General features: G+C 68.1%; 14 protein-coding genes, 1 tRNA gene and 3 pseudogenes. 6 read left to right on the forward strand and 12 right to left on the reverse strand.

The window, feature by feature from the left end:
- Window positions 1-2: 2 nt before the first annotated feature.
- From DKT68_RS08235 to DKT68_RS08245, 3 genes are all read right to left on the reverse strand, one after another.
- Window positions 3-1,169: a ThuA domain-containing protein gene (locus tag DKT68_RS08235; protein ID WP_109816825.1), complete on the reverse strand. Its 1,167-nt coding sequence runs from the start codon at window positions 1,167-1,169 to the stop codon at window positions 3-5.
- Between the two features lie 751 nt (window positions 1,170-1,920).
- The gene (locus DKT68_RS08240) at window positions 1,921-3,156 is read right to left on the reverse strand and encodes a low temperature requirement protein A (RefSeq protein WP_109816826.1); all 1,236 of its coding nucleotides are present in this window, start codon (window positions 3,154-3,156) and stop codon (window positions 1,921-1,923) included.
- A gap of 192 nt (window positions 3,157-3,348) precedes the next feature.
- The gene (locus tag DKT68_RS08245; protein WP_109816827.1) at window positions 3,349-4,644 is read right to left on the reverse strand and encodes a low temperature requirement protein A; all 1,296 of its coding nucleotides are present in this window, start codon (window positions 4,642-4,644) and stop codon (window positions 3,349-3,351) included.
- Window positions 4,645-5,788: 1,144 nt separating this feature from the next.
- Between DKT68_RS08245 and DKT68_RS08250 the strand changes: the two genes are divergently transcribed.
- The 4 genes and pseudogenes from DKT68_RS08250 to DKT68_RS08265 all read left to right on the forward strand — a co-directional run.
- The gene (locus DKT68_RS08250) at window positions 5,789-7,978 is read left to right on the forward strand and encodes a HelD family protein (RefSeq protein WP_109816828.1); all 2,190 of its coding nucleotides are present in this window, start codon (window positions 5,789-5,791) and stop codon (window positions 7,976-7,978) included.
- A gap of 304 nt (window positions 7,979-8,282) precedes the next feature.
- A complete protein-coding gene (locus DKT68_RS08255) occupies window positions 8,283-8,894 on the forward strand; it encodes a DinB family protein (protein WP_109816829.1) in 612 nt (203 codons plus the stop codon).
- Between the two features lie 578 nt (window positions 8,895-9,472).
- On the forward strand, window positions 9,473-10,060 hold the full coding sequence (locus DKT68_RS08260; protein WP_109816830.1) for a DinB family protein: 588 nt from the start codon (window positions 9,473-9,475) through the stop codon (window positions 10,058-10,060).
- A gap of 80 nt (window positions 10,061-10,140) precedes the next feature.
- A pseudogene (locus tag DKT68_RS08265) lies at window positions 10,141-10,458 on the forward strand (tyrosine-type recombinase/integrase); the annotation flags it as partial.
- Window positions 10,459-10,524: 66 nt separating this feature from the next.
- Here DKT68_RS08265 and DKT68_RS08270 read toward each other — a convergent pair.
- The 3 genes and pseudogenes from DKT68_RS08270 to DKT68_RS08280 form a co-directional block, all read right to left on the reverse strand.
- Window positions 10,525-10,932, reverse strand: a pseudogene (locus DKT68_RS08270) (IS701 family transposase); the annotation flags it as partial.
- A 174-nt stretch (window positions 10,933-11,106) separates the two neighbouring features.
- On the reverse strand, window positions 11,107-11,754 hold the full coding sequence (locus DKT68_RS08275) for a CatB-related O-acetyltransferase (RefSeq protein ID WP_109816836.1): 648 nt from the start codon (window positions 11,752-11,754) through the stop codon (window positions 11,107-11,109).
- Between the two features lie 153 nt (window positions 11,755-11,907).
- Window positions 11,908-12,324 carry a transposase family protein gene (locus tag DKT68_RS08280; RefSeq protein ID WP_236646791.1) on the reverse strand — a complete coding sequence of 139 codons (417 nt, stop codon included), beginning with the start codon at window positions 12,322-12,324 and terminating at the stop codon, window positions 11,908-11,910.
- 363 nt (window positions 12,325-12,687) lie between these two features.
- On the opposite strand from DKT68_RS08280, the gene DKT68_RS08285 reads away from it, so the two are divergent.
- Both DKT68_RS08285 and DKT68_RS31380 read left to right on the forward strand, forming a co-directional pair.
- On the forward strand, window positions 12,688-14,352 hold the full coding sequence (locus DKT68_RS08285) for a hypothetical protein (RefSeq protein WP_236646792.1): 1,665 nt from the start codon (window positions 12,688-12,690) through the stop codon (window positions 14,350-14,352).
- Between the two features lie 69 nt (window positions 14,353-14,421).
- Window positions 14,422-14,680: pseudogene (locus DKT68_RS31380) on the forward strand (transposase); the annotation flags it as partial.
- A 243-nt stretch (window positions 14,681-14,923) separates the two neighbouring features.
- Here DKT68_RS31380 and DKT68_RS30885 read toward each other — a convergent pair.
- The 6 genes from DKT68_RS30885 to scpB all read right to left on the reverse strand — a co-directional run bounded on the left by DKT68_RS30885 (window position 14,924) and on the right by scpB (window position 19,571).
- Entirely contained in the window at window positions 14,924-15,409 is a 486-nt protein-coding gene (locus tag DKT68_RS30885; protein WP_161556633.1) for a hypothetical protein, read from the reverse strand.
- A 59-nt stretch (window positions 15,410-15,468) separates the two neighbouring features.
- A tRNA-Pro gene (locus DKT68_RS08300) sits at window positions 15,469-15,542 on the reverse strand.
- A 192-nt stretch (window positions 15,543-15,734) separates the two neighbouring features.
- On the reverse strand, window positions 15,735-17,138 hold the full coding sequence (gene der / locus DKT68_RS08305; RefSeq protein WP_109816833.1) for a ribosome biogenesis GTPase Der: 1,404 nt from the start codon (window positions 17,136-17,138) through the stop codon (window positions 15,735-15,737).
- Window positions 17,135-17,815 (reverse strand): (d)CMP kinase, encoded by a 681-nt coding sequence (cmk, locus tag DKT68_RS08310; protein ID WP_109816834.1) that lies wholly within the window; start codon window positions 17,813-17,815, stop codon window positions 17,135-17,137. The genes der and cmk overlap by 4 nt, the downstream gene beginning before the upstream one ends.
- A 192-nt stretch (window positions 17,816-18,007) precedes the next feature.
- Window positions 18,008-18,778 (reverse strand): pseudouridine synthase, encoded by a 771-nt coding sequence (locus tag DKT68_RS08315; RefSeq protein ID WP_109816835.1) that lies wholly within the window; start codon window positions 18,776-18,778, stop codon window positions 18,008-18,010.
- Window positions 18,765-19,571 carry an SMC-Scp complex subunit ScpB gene (scpB, locus tag DKT68_RS08320; RefSeq protein ID WP_407940703.1) on the reverse strand — a complete coding sequence of 269 codons (807 nt, stop codon included), beginning with the start codon at window positions 19,569-19,571 and terminating at the stop codon, window positions 18,765-18,767. Before scpB ends, DKT68_RS08315 begins: the two co-directional genes overlap by 14 nt.
- Window positions 19,572-19,583: the final 12 nt, after the last annotated feature.

Genomic DNA, 19,583 nt, shown 5'->3' on the forward strand with positions numbered 1-19,583 from the left:
GGTCAGCCGGTGACGAGGTCGAACTTCTCCCACTGGCCGATGGCGGTCCGGTTGGCGATCAGCGCGGCGGCGCCCGCGTTCTCCGCGGCGACGTACCGGTTGTTCACCAGGGCCCGGAGACTGACCGTCCCGTCGGAGTTGCGGACGACCTGGAAGGTCTCCCAGGCGCCGGCGGTCGCCCGGTTGGCGATCAGCGGCGCCGCGCCGGCGTTCTCGGCCGCGACGTACATGCCGTTGACCTTGGCGCGCAGCGCCACGTTGCCGCCGCCGACGTCCACCAGGTCGAACCGCTCACTCGTGCCGATGGCGCTCCGGTTGGCGATCAGCGAGGTGGTGGCGTTGGGCGCGCTGACGTACTGGTTGTTGGCGCGGGCACGCAGGCTGGTGCCGGTGGGCGTCGGCGTCGTGCGCGGCGTGCAGTCGGCCGCCACGGCGCCCGCGGCGACCCGGAGACCGCCGAGCAGCATCCGGGTGAAGTTCGCGTCGGCGTACGACTCCTCGGTGTGCCCGAGCCCCGTGTACCAGGCCCGCCCACCGGCGTACGCCCGGCACCAGGTGATCGGATGATCGCCCATGCTGCCACCGCTGTACGACGACTCGTCGAGGCTGGCGAGGACCCGCACGTTCGACCGGGGGTTGGTGCGGTAGTTGTACCACTCGTCGCTACGGACCCAGGTGTCGGACAGGTGGGCGGTGGACGGGTTCGTCCGGTCCTCGACGCGGATCGTCGCCGACTGGATCGCCGGGTGCGAGCTGAACCACGCCCCGACCAGCCCGCCGTACCACGGCCAGTCGTACTCGGTGTCGGCCGCGGCGTGGACGCCGACGTACCCGCCGCCGGAGGCGATGTAGGACTCGAACGCCGTCTGCTGGGTGGCGTTGAGGACGTCGCCCGTCGTCGACAGGAAGACCACCGCCTGGTACTGGGCCAGGTTCGCGGTGGTGAACTGGGCGGCGTCCTCGCTCGCGGTCACGGAGAACCCGTTGGCCGTTCCGAGCTGCCGGATCGCGGCGATGCCGGTGGGGATGGACGAGTGCCGGAATCCGGCGGTCTTGCTGAACACCAGGACCTTGGTCAGCGGTGCCGCCGAGGCCGGGGCCGGCAGGGCCACCAGGGTGGCCAGCAACACGGCCAGGCCGGTGATGAGCGCTAACGCACGGGAACGCATTCTCTGCTCCTCTGCTGAGCGTCGACCCTGGGCGCGCACGTCACTGGGGTGCGGGCCCGCCGAGGGCCGGGTTGGCGGTGGTACGGAGCCGGGCCGCCGATGCTCGGCTGAGGCGGTACGAAGGTGGTGCGTGAAATCGGAGTGCTGCCTGTCGGGTTGATCGCCAGGCTGGATGGCGGGGCGCGACGCTGCGCCGTGAGCGGTGCCCGCTCCCGTGCTCCCCCCACCCGCCGAGCGAGGGGAACGTGTCGCCGGGACCGACGGCGCCAGGAGACGGATGGCGTGCCGACGGGGACGGTGCGGGACCGGGCCGTTCTGGTCAGTCGCTGGTGCCGAAGCCTGAATCCATGGACGCTCCTCGCCGCGATGGCGTAACCGACATCACCGAGCCGCCAGTGTGGACGGTCGGATCGCATCGACTTGCATCGCTGAGGCAGTTAACCTCCGATGTCTGCGCTCCGTCAAGCCCGTGTTTCGGCTCCGATGGCCGTCACTGCGACACCAGCGCCCGGAGACATCGGCTGCCTGGAGTCGGCTGCGGCACCGTCTCCCATGGCTGGCGTCTCACCGCCGCCGCAGGGCGCGTCTATCGGCTCTCTCCCTCAAGCAGCGATGCGAGTTGCCGAAGCAGGGTCGCCCGGTCGACGTTGGGCGGTAGCTCGATTCGCAAGCTGAGGCCTGCTCCCTCGACCGTCAGCACCGCCGGCCTCTGGTCGTCGTCCGCCGGGTCGCTGTGCACGGCGGCGCGCGGTCACGCCTCGGAGTCGCTGTCGCCGGATGTCTCCCGCCCGATCGGCGAGGCGGACACCTCCAGCGGCCGTCCCCGGCTCCGCAGCGCGTCGAGTAGCGCGACCAGGGCCAGCACTCCGGCCACCACGCTCAGCCCGACCATCGGCGCCCAGCGGGCCAACGCCGGCGTGAACAGCAGCAGGGCCACCAAGCCGATCAGCCGGGATCGGGAAACGCGGCCGAAGATCTCGTAATCCAGCCGCACTCGGGCGATGAGGAAGAGCACCGGACCGCCTACCACGAACAACAGCCAACTGGGGCGCGGCGGCCCGTACGGTTGATCGATCACCAACTCGTAGCCGACCGAGGTGACGAGCACGCTGAGCACGATCAGCAAATGCGTCCGTTCCGACGCCGTGCCCAGCCGGCCGGGCATAGCCGCCCGACCCAACGCCTCGGTCAGCAGCAGACCGGCGCGGTGGAAGTAGATCCGCCACAGCAGCGCGCTGGTGGCGAACGCGACCCCGAAGGCGGCTGCCCGCTCCGCGGAGTAGTCCGTGCCGCTGAAAACCATGCCGACGACCAGAATCGACTCACCCAGTGCGATGAGGAATATCTGCTGGTGACGGTCGGCAAGGTGTGTCCCAGCGATCCGCCAGCGGCCCACCGCTGAGGCTCCGACCCGCGGCAGCGGCCAGCCCAGGGCCCAGGCGAGGTAGTCGACAGCGAGGGCGGCAGCCCACAGCGGCAGGCGTAGTCGGTCCGGGCCCAACGCGCCGGCCAGCCAGAGCGGCGCGCTCGCCGCAGCCCATGCGGCAAGCCGGAACGGCACCAGCCGTCGCGGATGGCCACGCAGCGCCGCGGCGACCACCAGCGGCCGCACCACCATCACCAGCAAGTACGCGGCCGCGAACGGCAGCGCTCGCTCCTCCATAGCGCGTGGCAGGGTCACCGCCATGACCAGGCTGGCGAACATGGTGCCGACCACGACGGCCTGAATGAACGACCGCTCTGGTTCGTAGCGACTGGTGATCCAGGTGGTGTGCGACCAGATCAGCCAGAGCGCCAAGAAGAGCAGCAGGGTACGACCGAAACCTGCGACGAGCGCCCAGCCAGCGTCATTGCCCAGGTCGGCGAATCGTTGCGACACCCGGGCGAGGGCCACGACGAAGGCCAGATCAAAGAAGAGCTCCAGGAACGTGGCCCGGCCCGAACTCGTGGGAGGGCGCAGCAGTGCGGCACCGCGTTCCGCCGCCATCGTCCGCCTCCGTCCGCCCTTGTCGCACCAACGAGTCGGCCGCCAGACGCGTTGCGTCGGCCCTTGCCGGCGTCCCCGCACCACCACTGGATAGCGCCACCACCCCGAGGGGGTCCCGAGGTTGCCCGGAAAAGCGACCACCACGACTGTGCTCGCTGTCTTCCGCCCTCGGCAGGGCCGTTCACCCGCCCTTCAGCCCCTGAGGTTGCGGCGACGCCACTCTGACTGATCATGCTCGGCGGCGAGTTGCTCTTCGAGGGCGTTCTGTCGCACTTGACGGCGAAGCGGGTCCGCCCTGCGCAGCTCGGCCAGCACCGCCGCCACGCAGATCAACGCCAGTATCGCCAGCGCAACGGTGGCCGGCAGACGGGCGACCATCGGCACCGCGAGGATGAGCACGATGAGCGCGACGAGCTGCTCCGACCGCAGCTGCCGGACAGCCCGCCATCTCAGGAGGACCAGCCCCGTGACATAGATGACCACCCCACCGAACAGAGCACTGCCGTCGATCCCCTTGCCATGGGCGAGCCAGCCGTTGTCAGCCGGGTCAGCGATGACAGTGAGATACCGCTCCAGACCGAGCGCGAGCAGGATGACTCCTACGAGGAGCAGGAGGTGCAGATAGACGTAGGCGTCTCGGGCCAGGACAACGCGCTGCACCGGGTCCCGGGTGCGATGCATCGTCTGTTCCACCGCCTGCGCCAAGGCGTCGAAGTACATCCACCACAATGCCGCGATAACGGCGACACCGAAGACCGCCGATGCGACTACCGGCCAGGTCAGCGGCAGGCTAGCGGCCAGTTTGGTTCCCATGCCCAGAGCTATGATGGACTCGCCGAGCGCAATGAGCACGATGAGCGCGTACCGTTCTGCGAAATGACCAGCGGACAGCACCGTCAGGCCCACCTTGCGCACTCTCAACCCGGCGACGAACTCGACCCCCACCGCGGCCGCCCAGAGCCCGAGTCGCAGCCAGTCTGCCCCCGGGTACCGCGCCGGTTCAGGCACGAACGCCGCGATAATGATCAGCGTCACGCTGATGAGCACCGGTGTGCTCAACCTCCAGAACGTTGCCCGTCGCTTTTGGTTGGCCACTATCGAGAACACCTGCAGTCCCCGGATGAACAGGTAGCAGACCGCGAAGACCAGGGGTCCGCGCGCCCCGCCCGGGCGGTCCACAAACGCCTCGGGCAGCGACAGCGTGAGGACAAGCAGCGCGGCCACCGTCAACGCGCCGATCAGCGGCACGACCCCCTGGTCAGCTCGAAGGGCGTTACCGAGGGACGCAAAGCTGACCCAGCACCACCACAGCAACGTCAACACCACCAGCCCGCCGAGCAGCGCGAGCGGGGTCAGGCGCTCCGCCAGTAGCGTGGTGACGTTGAGGAACGCGAACACGAACACCAGGTCGTAAAAGAGCTCCAGACGGGTGACCCGCGAGCCGGGAGCGGCAGGCAGGAACCAACTGGTTTGACGGACTCTGCTCACTCCCCAGAGTCTGGCAGCCGCACCACCCTTGACAGTAACTATTGCAAGAAGGTCGTGACCGGGAAGCAACGGCGTCGCTGCGAGTTTGCGATACCAACGGCACTGTTGCGAAGCCAGCAGCTCATTCTGCCGCCGCAACAACGCTGTTCTACGGCCGTCCAGCGGAAAAGCGAACCCGGTGACGAGGATTCCTCAGGACTCCCGCTCCCCCTGGCGCTTTGGTCAGCTGAAGGCTGACGTCGCCTCGCAGCCTTTCCTGGAAGATGGTCCTTGGGCTGGCCCGGGCGTAACGTACCGTATGCCAGTTATTGATCTGGATGCGCCGCCGCGCAGCTCGCCGCCTCTGCGACGCCCGCACCCTCGGTTTGTCATTGCAGCCGGCGTGATGGTGGGCCTTGGCCTTCTCACCGGCGAGCCGGCCGAACGACCCTGCAGTTTGATACGGTATCGATTTGAGGCCTCCTACGATTGAAGCAGACAACACGGGGACTCCAGCAACTTTGTGGCCGCGCGTCGAGCTCACCATCGATTCTCAGACGGCCGTATCGTTTCGATCCGGTGCCACACTCCTCAGGTCGCTCGCTGACACGAAGCCTTCTTGCGCACAGAAGCCATCCCGCCCGTCCTCTTAGGGAGAAGGCCGTCCGGCCCGCCACGTCAAGCGGACCTTGACGCCCCTGGGTGACCGGCGACGGGTCGGTGCCCGGGTTGGCGGCGCGCTCTATGTCAGGGCAGGCCATCGGCCTGCGAATCCTGCCCGAGGGTCGCAGAGGCTCTGAGGTCAAGGGCGACCCGCAGGGCCGTCGCTTGCGACGCGAAGCGCCCCTGAGCTTGGAGGAGCGGCCCGCACCTTCACTGGCTGGAACTGCGGCTCGGCCCACTCCCGATGGTGCTGTCGTCATGGGTCCGCATCGTGGGCGACGTGAGGCTGGTCGGAACGCACCCGCAGATCAGATAAGGACCGGACTGTCAATAAGCGAATCCAGATTGATTGAGGCCACAAGCGACCCGGAACTGCAAGGCATTGAGATTCCCATCTCTGCCAGCGGAGTTCCTGGCCGACGAGGGAAACCGACCCTATGCTTGCCGCCGCATGCACTGCGGCTCATCCGGGCCGAGGGGACGCCAATACAAGGATTTGCGAATGCGCCGGAAGTCTGCTCTGCACAACGGCACCGCTGGCGTCAGCGAGGTAACACCGGACGGCGAACCGCCGACCTCTACCGCAGAGGGCGTCGCGCGCCGATCCGCGATCGCCGAGGAACAGGCGTTTCTCGACTTGGCCACGGCCCGGCGCGACAGGCTGGCCGACCACCTACAGGTCGAGCTTTCGTCAGAGGTCCTCGACGCGTTGGAACGGGCCCGGCAGCGCCTGCTCCGCCAGCAGTACGAGGAGCTACGGCGAGCACAGGAAGGGCTGGTCTTCGGCCGCCTCGACGGTCTTGACGGCACCGTGCGACACGTAGGCCGTGTCGGTCTCCGCAACGACGGCGAGGACAGTGAGCCACTGCTGGTCGATTGGCGCGCTCCGGCAGCTCGCCCGTTCTACACTGCGACGGCTGTCGACCCACAAGGTCAGGCACGGCGCCGTCACATACGCACGAGGGGATCGGCCGTCGTCGGCGTGGACGACGAGCCACTGGACGGGACCATAACGACGGAACTCGTCGGTGAAGGCGCTCTACTTGCCGCCCTGGACCAGCGGCGCACCGGCCGCATGTCGACGGCGATCTCCACGCTGCAACGCGAACAGGACGACATCATCCGGGCCGAGGCGACCGGTCCGCTGATCGTTCAGGGCGGTCCCGGCACCGGCAAGACGGTGGTTGCTCTGCACCGCGTCGCCTACCTTCTGTTCGCCCACCGAAAGATGGCCGACCAAGCGGTCCTGGTCCTCGGCCCCTCGCCGCGGTTCCTCCAGTACATCGCCCAGGTGCTACCCGCGCTCGGTGAGACCGCCGTCGTCTCGGCGACCTGCGACACCCTGCTGACCGACATCCGCGTGGGCCGCAACGAGAGCCGGCTTCTCGCCGAGATCAAGGGCCGCGCCCTCTGGCAACCCGCGCTCGAGAGCTACGTCGCGTCGCTGCTCCCCCGGCCCCGCGAGCTGAAGCTGCGCTGGGAGGGCGAGTTCTACGTCATCACAGCCGCAACAGTGGCGCAGGCACTTGCCTCGGCGGTGCAGGGACGCCCGTACCACCGCGCCCGCGCGGCGTTCGCCGAGCAGTTGCACCACCTCCTCGCCGAAGCCGTCGCCGAGCAGCGCGAGGCGCTGATGGACGAGATGGAGGAGGGCTTCGAGGACATCCTCGCCCGTGTCGACAAGGGCATGCGCCATGACCACCACTCCGGCAGGACGTCCACCGGCAGTGACATCGACGGATTGCTCTCCGAGGAAGAGATAGAGAGCCTTCGTTATCGTATCGCGGAGAACGCCACCATCGCCCGGTTCATCGAGGCATGGTGGCCCACCCTCGACGCCGAAACCCTGCTGGGTGATCTCCTGACCGACCGCACCCTGCTGGCCCGGTTCGCCCCGCAGCTGTCCACGGAGGAGATCACCGCCGTCTCGGCCGAGCCCGCCCCATGGGCATCGAGCGACATTCCCCTGCTCGACGCCCTCGCCGACCTGCTCGGCGAAGTCGAAGCCCCACAACCACAGGGCGAGTTCGTCGCCGACCGCGCCCGCCGGCAGCGCGGCTGGGTGTACGGCCACGTCGTCATCGACGAGGCGCAAGAGCTGTCCGAGATGCAGTGGCAAATGGTCCTACGGCGTTGTCCCAGTCGCTCCATCACCGCCGTCGGCGACATCGACCAGGCGGAGGCAGCGCACCAGCACACCAACTGGGCACAAGCGGTGCAGGCTGCGTTCGGAGACCGCTGGACCGCTGCGGAACTGACCATCTGCTACCGGACCCCGCGTGAGGTCATGGACCTCACCGAACCGGTCTTGAAGAAGGCGGGCAGCCACAACGCGCCGCCACGGGCGGTACGCTCCTCCGGCATCGCCCCCTGGGTGCTCACGATCACGTCCGCCGAGCTTGCCGGCGCCGCCGCCCAAGCTGTGCGGGAGTTGCAGCAACGGTGGCATGGTGGCACGGTCGGCGTCATCGCCCCCGCCGAGCGCATCGCCGAACTCCTAGCCGTGCTGAACGATGTGCCGGTGCTCACCGCGACCCAGTCCAAGGGATTGGAATGGGACGCGACGCTACTCATCGACCCCCAAGGCATCGCCGCTGAACCGCGCGGTTGGAACGGCCTCTACGTCGCGCTCACCCGATGCACCCAGGAACTCGGACAGCTGATACTCACGCAGCAATCGCCACACCCATGACAAGGTCTCGGGGATGTCAGGCGTGTCCTCGCGACGTGAGACGCCGGAGATGAGCAAGTGATCACCGCCGACACGGCGTGCGGCTACGGGCTGCCCTACCTGCTGTTGCGTCTCATTCCGCCGACGGCAGCGACTTGCCGGACTGGAAGGAAGCCCTCAACGTCGAGCACCGCACCGTTCGAGCAGGGTCGAACACGCCCTGGCCAGGGTGAAATGCTTCAAGATCCTGCGCGACTACCGCCGCGCCGCGCGACGGCGTCCGCGAGGGGCGCAGCCAGGTCTCCGCTGTATGTAGTGTGCGGAAGTGACAAGAAGCGAGCGAATCGCGGACCAGTTGGACCGGCACTGGCACAAGAACCTGCGGCCGCGGCTGCACGGTCTTGCCGATGAGGAGTACTTCTGGGAGCCGGTGCGTGGCTGCTGGAGCATCCGCCCACGTGGCACGTCGGCCGCACCGATATCGGCAGGTTCGGGGGAATGGACGATGGACTCCGCGTCCCCTGACCCGGTGCCGGCGCCGGTGACCACGATTGCCTGGCGGCTGGCGCACATCATCGTCTCCTGCCTGGGCTATCGGGTCGGATGGCACTTCGGCGGCCAGGACGTCGACTCCCAGACATTCGCCTACGCGAAGACCGCTGACGAGGCGCTGAAACAGCTCGATGAGATGTATGGGAGATGGAACGCGGGGGTCCGCGAGCTCTCGGACGCTGACCTGGAGAATCCGCCCACGGTGGGTCCTGAGCGGTTTCCCATGGAGGGCATCGTCCTGCACGTCAACAGGGAGCTGATCCATCACGGCGCCGAGATTTCCCTGCTGCGCGACCTCTACCGCTGGCAGGACGGAGCCGTACCGCGGCCGGAATATCACTTTCCGGTAACCGGCGATCGAGCTTCGGAAACCTACGTGAATTAACCATTGAGCGCCGCTTGCCGTTCGCCCTTTCAGCCATCCCGTCAACCTTCGTCCGCACACCGGTGGAGTGGGGGTGGGGCCTGCCCGGTCAAGGTGGAGCGCCCCACCGTCTGAACGGCCTTGGCCAGGCAGGCCCCATCTGCTCGGCTTGCCCGAACGAAGGTTGTCGGGGTGGCGCCACCATCCCAGAGCGCCTGAGCGCCCCGCCGGAGCACGCCCTGGTCGTCGCCTTCAACATCGAAGCCCCGGATCTGCCATCACTCGTGGCGGCCCGGGGCTTCTTCGTATGTCGCGCCGCCGGCGGGGCTGCAACCGTTCGGGGTGCGCCCGTGCGCTTGCGCTAAGGGCGCGGGGTCCCCGAGCGGCGGCCCGTGTGGGTCGGCCCCTGGCCGGCGGCGCGAGCGGCCTGCGAAGCGGGCCGCTTTGATCCCGTACAGAAAGTTCTCACAGAGGTGCTACTCGTCTCATGTCCGGTCTCCGGACCTCCGTGACACATCGGTATCAGGACGTGCGTGACACTCTGCCAAGTGCTGGTCGTAGGTTGAGCCCGTTGGCGGCGCATGGCAGGCTCGTGCCCCATGATCGATGATTTCGCAAAAGAGTACCTGCACCACAACCTGCGAGAGACTCGTGAGGCAATGCTCTGGAAGCTCGACGGGCTCTCCGAGTACGACATCCGCCGCCCCCTGACCTCGACTGGCACCAATCTTCTCGGCTTGATCAAGCACCAGACGCTGTCCGAGTCCAGGTACTTCGGCGAGGTCTTCGACCGACCGTTCCCCGAATCGCTGCCCCGGTGGGACGACCTAGGGGCGCGCGGCGACGACATGTGGGCGACGGAGTACGAGACGCGCGAGGAGATCATCGACCGCTACCGCCGCGTATGGGAGCACTCAGACGCGACGATCACCGCCCTCGCCATCGACTCCCCGGGTTACGTGCCCTGGTGGCCACGGCCCAACGTGAAGCTGTTCAACGTCATGGTCCACATACTCACCGGGACCAGCCGGCACGCCGGACACGCCGACATCCTGCGCGAACAGCTCGACGGCTCGACCGGGACAACAGCCGAGTATACGAACCCGCAGCATGACGCGGCCTTCTGGAACGCCCAGTGCGCGAAGATCGAGCGGGCCGCCAAAGCAGCTGATCCAACCAGGGCCTGATAACCACGACAGCGCCGAGCCCCGGCGCCGCCGCGCTCCTCGCCGCTGCGCCATCTAGCTGGACCTGTCACCCACGTCCCGCACGAGAGAAAGCCGGCGACGCCTGGCACGACACCGGCATGATCTTCACGACCCGCTACGGACTGCCGGTCGAACCCCGCAACTTCAACCGCTCCTACGACAGCCGCATCGCCCGCGCCGGCATCCGAAAGATCACCGTTCACGACGCCCGCCGAACCTGCGGCTCGCTGCTGGTCGACCTGGACGTGCACCCCCGGGTTGCGATGGCGATCCTGCGGCACGCGGACTTCTCGATCACGATGGAGATCTACAGCCAGGTCTCGTCCAAGACGACCCTGGAAGCCCTGCGGAGGCTCGGCGAAAGCCTCGATCAATGAGCCGTTGCTGTACTTCGCTGCTGTACAAGATCAGAAATGGCCATCCGGAAGATTCCGAATGGTTCCAGGAAGGTAGAGCCGGCGGTCGATCATGGCTCGCCCTTTGGGTGAGACGTAGGCCAGGAACACCCCGACCTGGCTGTTCTCGATCCGGCCGGCGGTGCCGGTGTACTGCCGCTGCACCCCGACCGAGTGCACGCCCTTCTTCAGGAAGCCGGTCTCGTCGGCGACCAGCACAGCGTCGGGGTGGCCGAGCTGCTTCACCAGCCAGGAACGCACGTCATCGCGGACGGCGTCGGCATTCCACACCGTCGTACGCAGCAGCCGCTGCATCGCCTGCGGATCGGCGTGACCAGCCAGTTCCGCCAACGACCAGCAGGTCTTCCGATCTACGCCCGACAGCAGCCCTTCCACGAACTGTCCGACAGTCCGGCGCGGCTCCTCCCGAACGAAGCGGCCAGCGACGCGCGTCACCGCCTCGTCCAGGATGACCCGCCACCGGTCAAGGTCTGGGCTGTGGCCCTCGGCCACCGCATGATCTTCGGTTGTTCCCACAAAAATCGATGATCTACGCGGTAGTCGTCCTCATGCCCTCGCCACGCCCAACATCCGACTGGTATGGATCAGCCCGCCCAAGCCCACCTGGCACTACCGGTGCTTGGGCGCCACGGCCTCGAGGTCGTCGATGCTGCCGGACATGATCGTGCGAAGGTGCTCGGTGATGTCCTGCGTTGGCCAGTCCCACCAGGCAAGCGCCAGAAGGCGGGCGACGTCTTCCTCGGTGTAGCGGAGGCGGATGAGTCTGGCTGGGTTGCCGCCGACGATGCCGTAATCGGGGACGTCGTCGACGACGACGGACCCGGAAGCGATGACCGCTCCGCTGCCGATCTGGACGCCGGGCATCACCATGGCTCGGTATCCGAACCACACGTCGTTGCCAACCACAGTGTCACCCCGTCCGGGCAGGTTGGTGATGAGATCGAAGTGTTCGACCCACGAACCACCCATAATCGGGAACGGAAAGGTCGACGGGCCGTCCATGCGGTGGTTGGCGCCGTTCATGATGAACCGCACGCCCTCGCCCAGCGCACAGAACTTCCCGATGATCAGCTTCTCCGGCCCGTAGTGGTACAGCACGTTGCGGGCCTCGAAGGCGGTTGGATCATCCGGGTCGTCGTAGTAGGTGAACTCCCCAACCTCGATCAGCGGCGAGGTGACCAGCGGGTTCAATAGCACCACGCGCGGCTGTTCGGGCATCGGATGAAGCACGCCCGGATCGGCCGGAACACCTGCCATCATGATCTCCTCATCGGGCCGCTGAAGGAACGTAACCAAGATCGCAAAGACTCGCCGCACGCTACCACCGCACCCGTCTACACGGAGCGCACCGCCTCGGTGTCGCTACCCGGTCCAGGAGCACTGCGCGAATCCGGCTTGATGAGGACGACTTCAGCCAAGTGACGTTGGAGTACTAGGCCCTCCATCTTCAACGACAGGTACGACATGCCTGCCGCGCAGTGTCTTGCCGTCGACCGCGATCACTCGCCTGCCGGCCCCGGTCAGAACCGCCCGGCTGAGCAGCCAGCGGCACACCGCAGCATCGAGGGCGCCGGCGACGATACCGGTCAGTACCCGGGACAGGGTGCTGTCGTCAGGCACCCGCCGGGCAACGGTGAACGCGTCGCGGGTTGCACCGAGACGATCCCATGCCGCGTCCGGCAGGTCGGCGGCCCATTCGACGATCTCCGCGACGCGGCTCGATCCCGAAACCACCGCCGCGATCGCGATCGCGAGCAGTCCCGGCAGCGGATGGATCCGGCCGCCGGCGTCCCGTGGGTCCGGAACCCGGGCGAGGGCCTGCAGCAACCCTGGCGTGCCCTGTTTCGGAAGCGGCGAGATGCGCCGCTACACCGATCGCGACTCCTGCGTGACAAGACGCCTTGATAAACAGCGTAAGTCCCGGCTACCTGAACGGCATTGATCGAGGTCTTGACTCTATGCGCCGCCCTGCTCATGATTTACTGCGGCGTTTCAACAGTGAGGGTCAATGTGATGACGCAGGTAGAGCCACCGGTAGGAGGCCCCACATCAGCCGTCACTCTCAGCGAGCTTGGAAAAAATGGCCGACTCGCGCGTGCCAGTTCAGGCACGAGGGATTGGCTGACACGTGGGGCCCATCGGCGGGAACTGAGCATCGCGGGCCTCGGTTCAGTGCTCCTCGCTGTCGCGATGATCTGGCTGATTCCGCCGTACGCGGTTCGCGTGGTGACTGCCGGCGCCAAGACTGTGCCGATCGCCGACCCGGCCCACACCATCGTCGGTGACGTGGGTGACCCGACGGCCCAAGCATGGCTGGTGGGATGGGGTGGCCACGCTCTCACCCACGGTCTGCGTGGCCTGTGGGATACCAACGCTTTTTATCCCGACAAGTACGGCCTAGCCCTGAACGACAGCCTGCTCGGCTATGCCCCGGCAGGGCTGATAGGCAACGGTGTAGTCGGCGCAGTGCTGCGCTACAACATCCTGTTCGTGCTGGCTTTCGCGCTCGCCTTCCTCGGCGGCTACGCGCTCCTGCGCCAACTTGGCGCGAATAAGGTCGCCGCCGCGGTAGCCGGGGCCGCCCTCGCCTACGCGCCCTGGCGCTACGGCCACGACGGCCATTTGAATATTCTCTCCACCGGTGGTATCACTCTGGCCCTGGCGATGCTGGCGCGCGGCCACGGACTCTCGTTCACCCGCGGCTACCTTGCCGAACGAGTCCGGCCGGGCTGGGCGTTCGCTGGCTGGCTGGTCGCGGCCTGGCAGGTCAGCCTAGGCTTCGGCGTGGGGCTGGGATTCGTATACGTCCTCGCCGCCCTCTGCCTGATCACACTGATAGCCTGGCTGATCCACCGCCCACGCCTTGGCCTCCGGCTGATCGTCGGTGATCTGATCGGTGGGCTGGTCTTCACCGCGGTGACCGGATACTTCGCGTACGCGTACCAACACGTGCGCGAGCTCAACCCACATGTCACCCGGGACTGGGACTACGTCGCGTACTTCTCCCCGACACTGCGCGGACTTCTCGTGGCGCCGCAGTCCTCGCTGCCCTGGGGCACCCTGCACAACGACGCCCGCACCGCTCTTGGTGGCGTACCGACTGAGAAAGTGCTGCTATGCGGGTATGCACTGTATCTACTGGCCTTCGCCGGCCTGTTCCTATCCCGCTGGTCACCGGTGCAACGGCTTCTGCTGCTGTTTGGGGCGGTCGTCGGAGTGTTGTTCGCGCTGGGCACGAACGGGCCGATCTACCGCCTGCTCTATCTTTACGTGCCCGGGTTCGATGGATCCCGCACACCAGGCCGGTTGATCTTGTGGCCCACTCTCTGCCTGGCCATCCTCGCGGCCGGCCTGGTTACCCACCTGGCCGAGGTGGCTCGCAGGAGCGCCAAGCCGAAATGGTCGGTGGGAGCGGCACGGCTACTGACCGTTCCGTTGCTGGTCCTCGTGCTAGCTGAGGGCCTGCCTGACCTGGACCACCCCCAAACCCCAGCCAAACCGGCCGCGATGGCGCTAGCCTCCGCGCACGCTCCGATCATGGTATTGCCGTCCGACGACGGCATCGACCTCAACGTCCTACTTTGGTCGACCGACGGTTTTCCCGCCATGGTCAACGGTGCGGCCAGCTACACCACACCCAACCGTCAGGCGATCCGCGACGTCATGGCGACCTTCCCCAGCGAGCCGGCCTTGGATCGGTTGCACCAGCTCGGCATCCGCAGCGTCGTCCTGCTGCGCAACCGGGTCCAAGGCACCCCATACGAACCACTGCTTAACATCCCCGACGTACCCGGCATCACCCGCCACGACGTCGGGGCAGACGTGGTTTACACCATCGACACCAACACGAAGTGATGTTGGGCGTGTCCTCGGGATACGAGGATCGTTCTGTCTGAACGTGAGGAGGGTGAGCAGCCGCCGTGGATCGTCTCGGACGAACTCTGGGCCGAGGTCAAACCGCTGCTGCCACCCCGACCACCACGCCGGCCGGTTCCCCGGCCGCAAGCCCCTCGACGACCGCAGAGTGTTGTGCGGGATCCTGTTCGTGCTTCACACCGCGATTCCGTGGGAGTACCTGCCCCAGGAATTGGGGTTCGGCTCTGGGATGACCTGCTGGCGCAGGTTGCGGGACTGGAACGACGCCGGCGTGTGGCAACGACTGCACGAGATCCTGCTCGGCAAGCCTGGAACTCCAGGCTGCGGGGCCGGCCGTCGAGGTCGCGGCCGGCCAGGACAACGCAGAGGACGGCGCCCTCGTCGCGGATTGACAGCTCCGACGCGGTGAAGCCGGTCCGAGCCCGGCGCAGGAGCGCCGCGGTGAGCCGGCGTATCAGGCCGGAGGTCTCACCTGGGCCGTGGGGCCGGCCGCTGCCGACTTTGATGAGGTGCTGGACGTGTTCGACAGCCAGCTCTGGCCTGCTGTAGGTCAGCTCGGTGACCCCGCTCGGCCCAACGAACCGTAGGGCCACGTCGCCGGCCGCGGTCGGTCCGTGCTGTTGCCACCAGCCGGCCAACGGCGCGCAAGGACCGACAGTTCGCTGAGTTCCTCGGCGGTGAAACGCTCGACGTCACCGAAGCGATCGACCTCGATACCGTTGGCGGTGACGGCTGCGGCCACGGCCGCCAGCATTCCCTCTGGGTCCACGGTCTGACCAGGCTTACCCCAAATCCCACTGACACGCGGCGAAGCGTAGACGCCGGTCACATAGCGCACATCAACACACGGCTGAGGCAACCAACCACACCGGCCGCCCGATGCAGCGACAGCCGACGACATCTGCAGCGCTTGACGCGCAATCAAGAGCAGAACTGCCGCTCCATCCAGGACGCAGATGAAGCGGCAGGTCAGAGCGTTGTGCAGCAGGTACGTCAACGGCCAACCATCCACGCCGTTACCGCCAACAAAGATCATCCGTTACCGGATGTTACCGCCGACACCTGGAAGGATCTTCATCCTTCCAGGTCAACCGGTCGGGACGGCCGGATTCGAACCGACGACCCCTTGACCCCCAGTCAAGTGCGCTACCAAGCTGCGCCACGTCCCGCCCCCGCGCGGTTTCCCCCGCGACGGCCGGTACAGCTTAGCGCAGCAGCTCCTCCTCGTCCGCACAGGCCCCACCCGGGTCGCGGCCCCACCGAATCACCCCACAACCCCTACAGCGTCCTAGGAGGGTAGGGGGGACGGGCGCGAAAATGCCGGACGGGCGTGAACCCATCCGGCATTTTCTGGAGACGTGTCAGCCGTGCGCCTTGCCCCGGCCACCGGGGCCGAGCTTCTTGCGCGGGCGGACCGAGATCTCGATCGGGCTGCCCTCGTACCCGAACTCCTCGCGGAGCTTGCGCTCGACGAAGCGCTGGTAGCCGGCGTCGAGCGGGCCGGTGGTGAAGAGCACGAACCGCGGCGGCGCCACCCCGGCCTGGGTGGCGAACAGGATGCGCGGGGCGCGACCACCGCGCACCGGGTGCGGGGTGGCCTGCACCAGCGCGGTCAGCCACTGGTTGAGGTGCGCGGTCGGTACCCGGGTCTCCCAGCTGGCGAGGGCCTTGTTCAGCGCCGGGGCCAGCTTGTCCACGGCCCGGCCGGTCATCGCCGACAGGTTCAACCGGATCGCCCAGGGGATGCGGCGCAGCTCCCGGTCGATCTCCTTGTCGAGGTAGTACCGGCGGTCGGCGTCGACCAGGTCCCACTTGTTGAACGCGATGACCAGCGCCCGGCCGCTCTCGGTCACCATCGACAGGATCCGCTGGTCCTGCTCGCTGATCGGTTCGCTGGAGTCCAGCAGCACCACGGCGACCTCGGCGGCCTCGATCGCGGCGGCGGTGCGCAGGCTGGCGTAGTACTCGGTGCCGCTGGCCTTGCCGACCCGCTTGCGCAGCCCGGCGGTGTCCACCAGTTGCCAGGTCTGACCGCCGATCTCGACCAGGCTGTCCACCGGGTCGACGGTGGTGCCGGCGACCGAGTCGACGACCGCCCGCTCCTCGCCGGAGAACCGGTTGAGCAGGCTGGACTTGCCCACGTTCGGGCGCCCGACCAGCGCCACGCGGCGCGGCCCGCGCGGCCGGTTCTCGACGATCGCCGGCGCCTCCGGCAGCGCGGCGAGGATGGCGTCCAGCAGGTCGCCCGAGCCTCGCCCGTGCAGCGCGGACACCGGGAACGGCTCGCCGAGGCCCAGCGACCAGAGTGCGGTCGCCTCCATCTCGATGGAGGTGTTGTCGGCCTTGTTCGCCACCAGGATCACCGGCTTGGCGCTGCGTCGCAGCATCTTCACCGCGGCCTCGTCCACGTCGGTGGAGCCCACCACGGCATCGACCACGAAGAGCACCACGTCGGCGGTGGCCACCGCCGTCTCGGCCTGCGCCGCGATGGCCGCGGCCCGGTCCTTCGCGTCCGGTTCCCAACCGCCGGTGTCCACCACGGTGAACGCCCGGCCGTTCCACTGCGCGTCGTAGGGCACCCGGTCCCGGGTCACCCCGGGTATGTCCTCGACGACCGCCTGCCGGCGACCGATGATCCGGTTGACCAGCGTCGACTTGCCCACGTTGGGGCGGCCGACCACGGCCACCACCGGCTGCGGGCCCGACGGCTCCTCGATGGCGACGTCGGGCTCACGCAGCTCGACCCACCCAGCACCCTCGGTCATGCCACTCCCCGCTCATTCAGCAGATCGCGCAGCCGGGCCACGACCTGGTCGATGCCCAGCTCGGTGGTGTCCAGCACCACCGCGTCCGGCGCCTGGGCCAGTGGGTTGATCTTGCGGGTCGAGTCGAGCCGGTCCCGGCGGGCCAGGGCGGCGGCGGTGGCCGTCACGTCGGTGGCGTCCTCGGCGCTGCGCCGGGCCGCCCGGGCCGCCTCGGAGGCGGTCAGGAAGACCTTCAGGTCGGCGTCCGGCGCCACGACCGAACCGATGTCACGGCCCTCGACCACGATCCGGCCGGCGTTGGTGATCATCTCGCGCTGCCGGGCGACCAGCAGCTCGCGAACGGCCGGCACCGCGGCGACGGCGGAGACCGCCCCGGTCACCTCGGCGCCGCGGATCTCCGCGTCCACGCTCACCCCGTCAGCGGTCACCCCGTACCCCTGCGGGTCGGTGCCGATGCGCAGGTCGACCTCGCCGGCGACCTTCGCCACCGACGCGGCGTCGGTGAGGTCGACGCCGGAGCGCAGCACGGCCCACGTGATCGCCCGGTACATCGCCCCGGTGTCCAGGTAGAGCGCACCGACGTCGACGGCGAGCCGCCGCGAGACGGTGGACTTGCCCGAACCGGACGGCCCGTCCACAGCGACCACACATCGCCCGGCCCGTACGTTTTCCTCCACCGTCGTCCTCCTCAGCCCGTACCTCACGGATCGCCGGCCTTCCGGCGCCGCAAGCGGTTGTCCATCGTCATCAATCATGCCCGCAGCCCGTCACACACCGCGGGCGGTGCCGCCCGACGCGACCCGCGACACCCGCGCGGCCGCGTCCGGGCCGTCGGGAGCCTACCGAAGGCCGTACCCCGAACTCGGGGGTCAGTCACCCACCGCGTTGAACAGGGCGGCGACCTCGGCGTTGGTCAACCGCCGAATCCGCCCGGTACGCAGGTCACCCAACCGGATGGGCCCGATCGAGGTACGCACCAGCCGGGTGACCGGGTGTCCGACCTCGGCCAGCAGACGCCGGACGATGTGCTTGCGCCCCTCGTGCAGGCTCAATTCCACCTGGGCGGTCTTGCCCAGGGTGTCCACCACCCTGAACGAGTCGACCTTGACCGGCCCGTCCTCCAGCTCGACGCCAGCCAACAGCCGCTTGCTCAGGTTGCGCGGGATCGGCCCGACCACCTCGGCGAGGTAGGTCTTCAGCACCTCGTACGAGGGGTGCATGAGCTTGTGCGCGAGGGTGCCGTCGTTGGTGAGCAGCAGCAGGCCCTCGCTGTCCGCGTCGAGCCGCCCGACGTGGTAGACCCGCTGCTCCACCCGGTTGCCGATGAAGTCGGCCAGCTCGTTGCGTCCCTTGTCGTCCGCCATGGTGGTAACCACCCCGCGCGGCTTGTTCATCGCCACGTAGACCAGGCGGGTGTCGACCTGGAGGCGCTCGCCGTCCACGTGGATCACGGCGGTGGCCGGGTCGACCTTGTCACCGAGCTTGGCCACCCGGCCGTCCACCGTGACGCGGCGGCGGAAGATCAGGTCCTCGCAGGCGCGCCGGGAACCCACGCCGGCGGCGGCGAGCACCTTCTGCAGGCGCTCAGCCCCTTCGTAGACGGGCGCGTCGGGTTTGGGGGAACGGTTATCGGGTCGCATCGGCAAGCTCTTCTACGTCGTCGGGCAGGAAGGGTGCGAGTGGCGGCAGTTCGTCGACGGTGTTCAGCCCGAGCTTCTCGAGGAACAGCGTGGTGGTCCGGTAGAGGAACGCCCCGCTGTCCGGTTCGGTGCCGCACTCCTCGACCAGGCCGCGGGTAACCAGGGTACGGATGACCCCGTCGCAGTTCACACCGCGGATGGCGGAAATACGCGATCGGGTCACCGGCTGCTTGTAGGCGACCACGGCGAGAGTCTCCAGCGCCGCCTGGGTCAGCCGTACGGACTGCCCGTCCAACACGAACCGTTCGACATAGGTCGCGTATTCCGGGCGGGTGTACAACCGCCAGCCGCCAGCGGCCCGGCGCAGCTCGAACCCGTGCCCGGCGGCGGCGTAGCCGGCGGCGATCTCGTCGAGCATCGGCCCGACCCGTTCGGCCGGCTGCTCCAGCACCTGTGCCAGGACCAGCTCGCTGACCGGCTCGTCCACCACCAGCAGGATCGCCTCCAGCGCGCCGCGCAGCTCGGCGTCGGGAAGCTCCGGCGCGGGCTCCGGCGCGACGGGCGCCCTCCGCCGCCCCACGGCCTGCCGAGGGGGTACGTCGGCAGACCCGCCCTCCGCCGCAGCCCCGCTCCGCTCATCCGCGCTCGCCGCGCCCGGCTCGACCGCGCCCGGCTCGCGCGACTCGTCCGTGAGCCGGGGTGATTCCGGCCCCGGGAGGGGTGCGGCGCCTTCAAGATCCTCCGCAGCGACGTGCTGGGCGGTGACGGGGGTGTCCACGGTCAGCTCGTCCACACGGTCCGCGTC

The organism is Micromonospora acroterricola (assembly GCF_003172955.1).
Lineage (GTDB): Bacteria > Actinomycetota > Actinomycetes > Mycobacteriales > Micromonosporaceae > Micromonospora > Micromonospora acroterricola.

Coding starts and splice junctions, on each gene's coding strand:
- DKT68_RS08235 (WP_109816825.1), bottom strand. CDS start 1,169: ATGCGTTCCCGTGCGTTAGCGCTCATCACCGGCCTGGCCGTGTTGCTG.
- DKT68_RS08240 (WP_109816826.1), bottom strand. CDS start 3,156: ATGGCGGCGGAACGCGGTGCCGCACTGCTGCGCCCTCCCACGAGTTCG.
- DKT68_RS08250 (WP_109816828.1), top strand. CDS start 5,789: ATGCGCCGGAAGTCTGCTCTGCACAACGGCACCGCTGGCGTCAGCGAG.
- DKT68_RS08260 (WP_109816830.1), top strand. CDS start 9,473: ATGATCGATGATTTCGCAAAAGAGTACCTGCACCACAACCTGCGAGAG.
- DKT68_RS08275 (WP_109816836.1), bottom strand. CDS start 11,754: ATGGCAGGTGTTCCGGCCGATCCGGGCGTGCTTCATCCGATGCCCGAA.
- DKT68_RS08285 (WP_236646792.1), top strand. CDS start 12,688: ATGATCTGGCTGATTCCGCCGTACGCGGTTCGCGTGGTGACTGCCGGC.
- DKT68_RS30885 (WP_161556633.1), bottom strand. CDS start 15,409: ATGATCTTTGTTGGCGGTAACGGCGTGGATGGTTGGCCGTTGACGTAC.
- der (WP_109816833.1), bottom strand. CDS start 17,138: ATGACCGAGGGTGCTGGGTGGGTCGAGCTGCGTGAGCCCGACGTCGCC.
- DKT68_RS08315 (WP_109816835.1), bottom strand. CDS start 18,778: ATGCGACCCGATAACCGTTCCCCCAAACCCGACGCGCCCGTCTACGAA.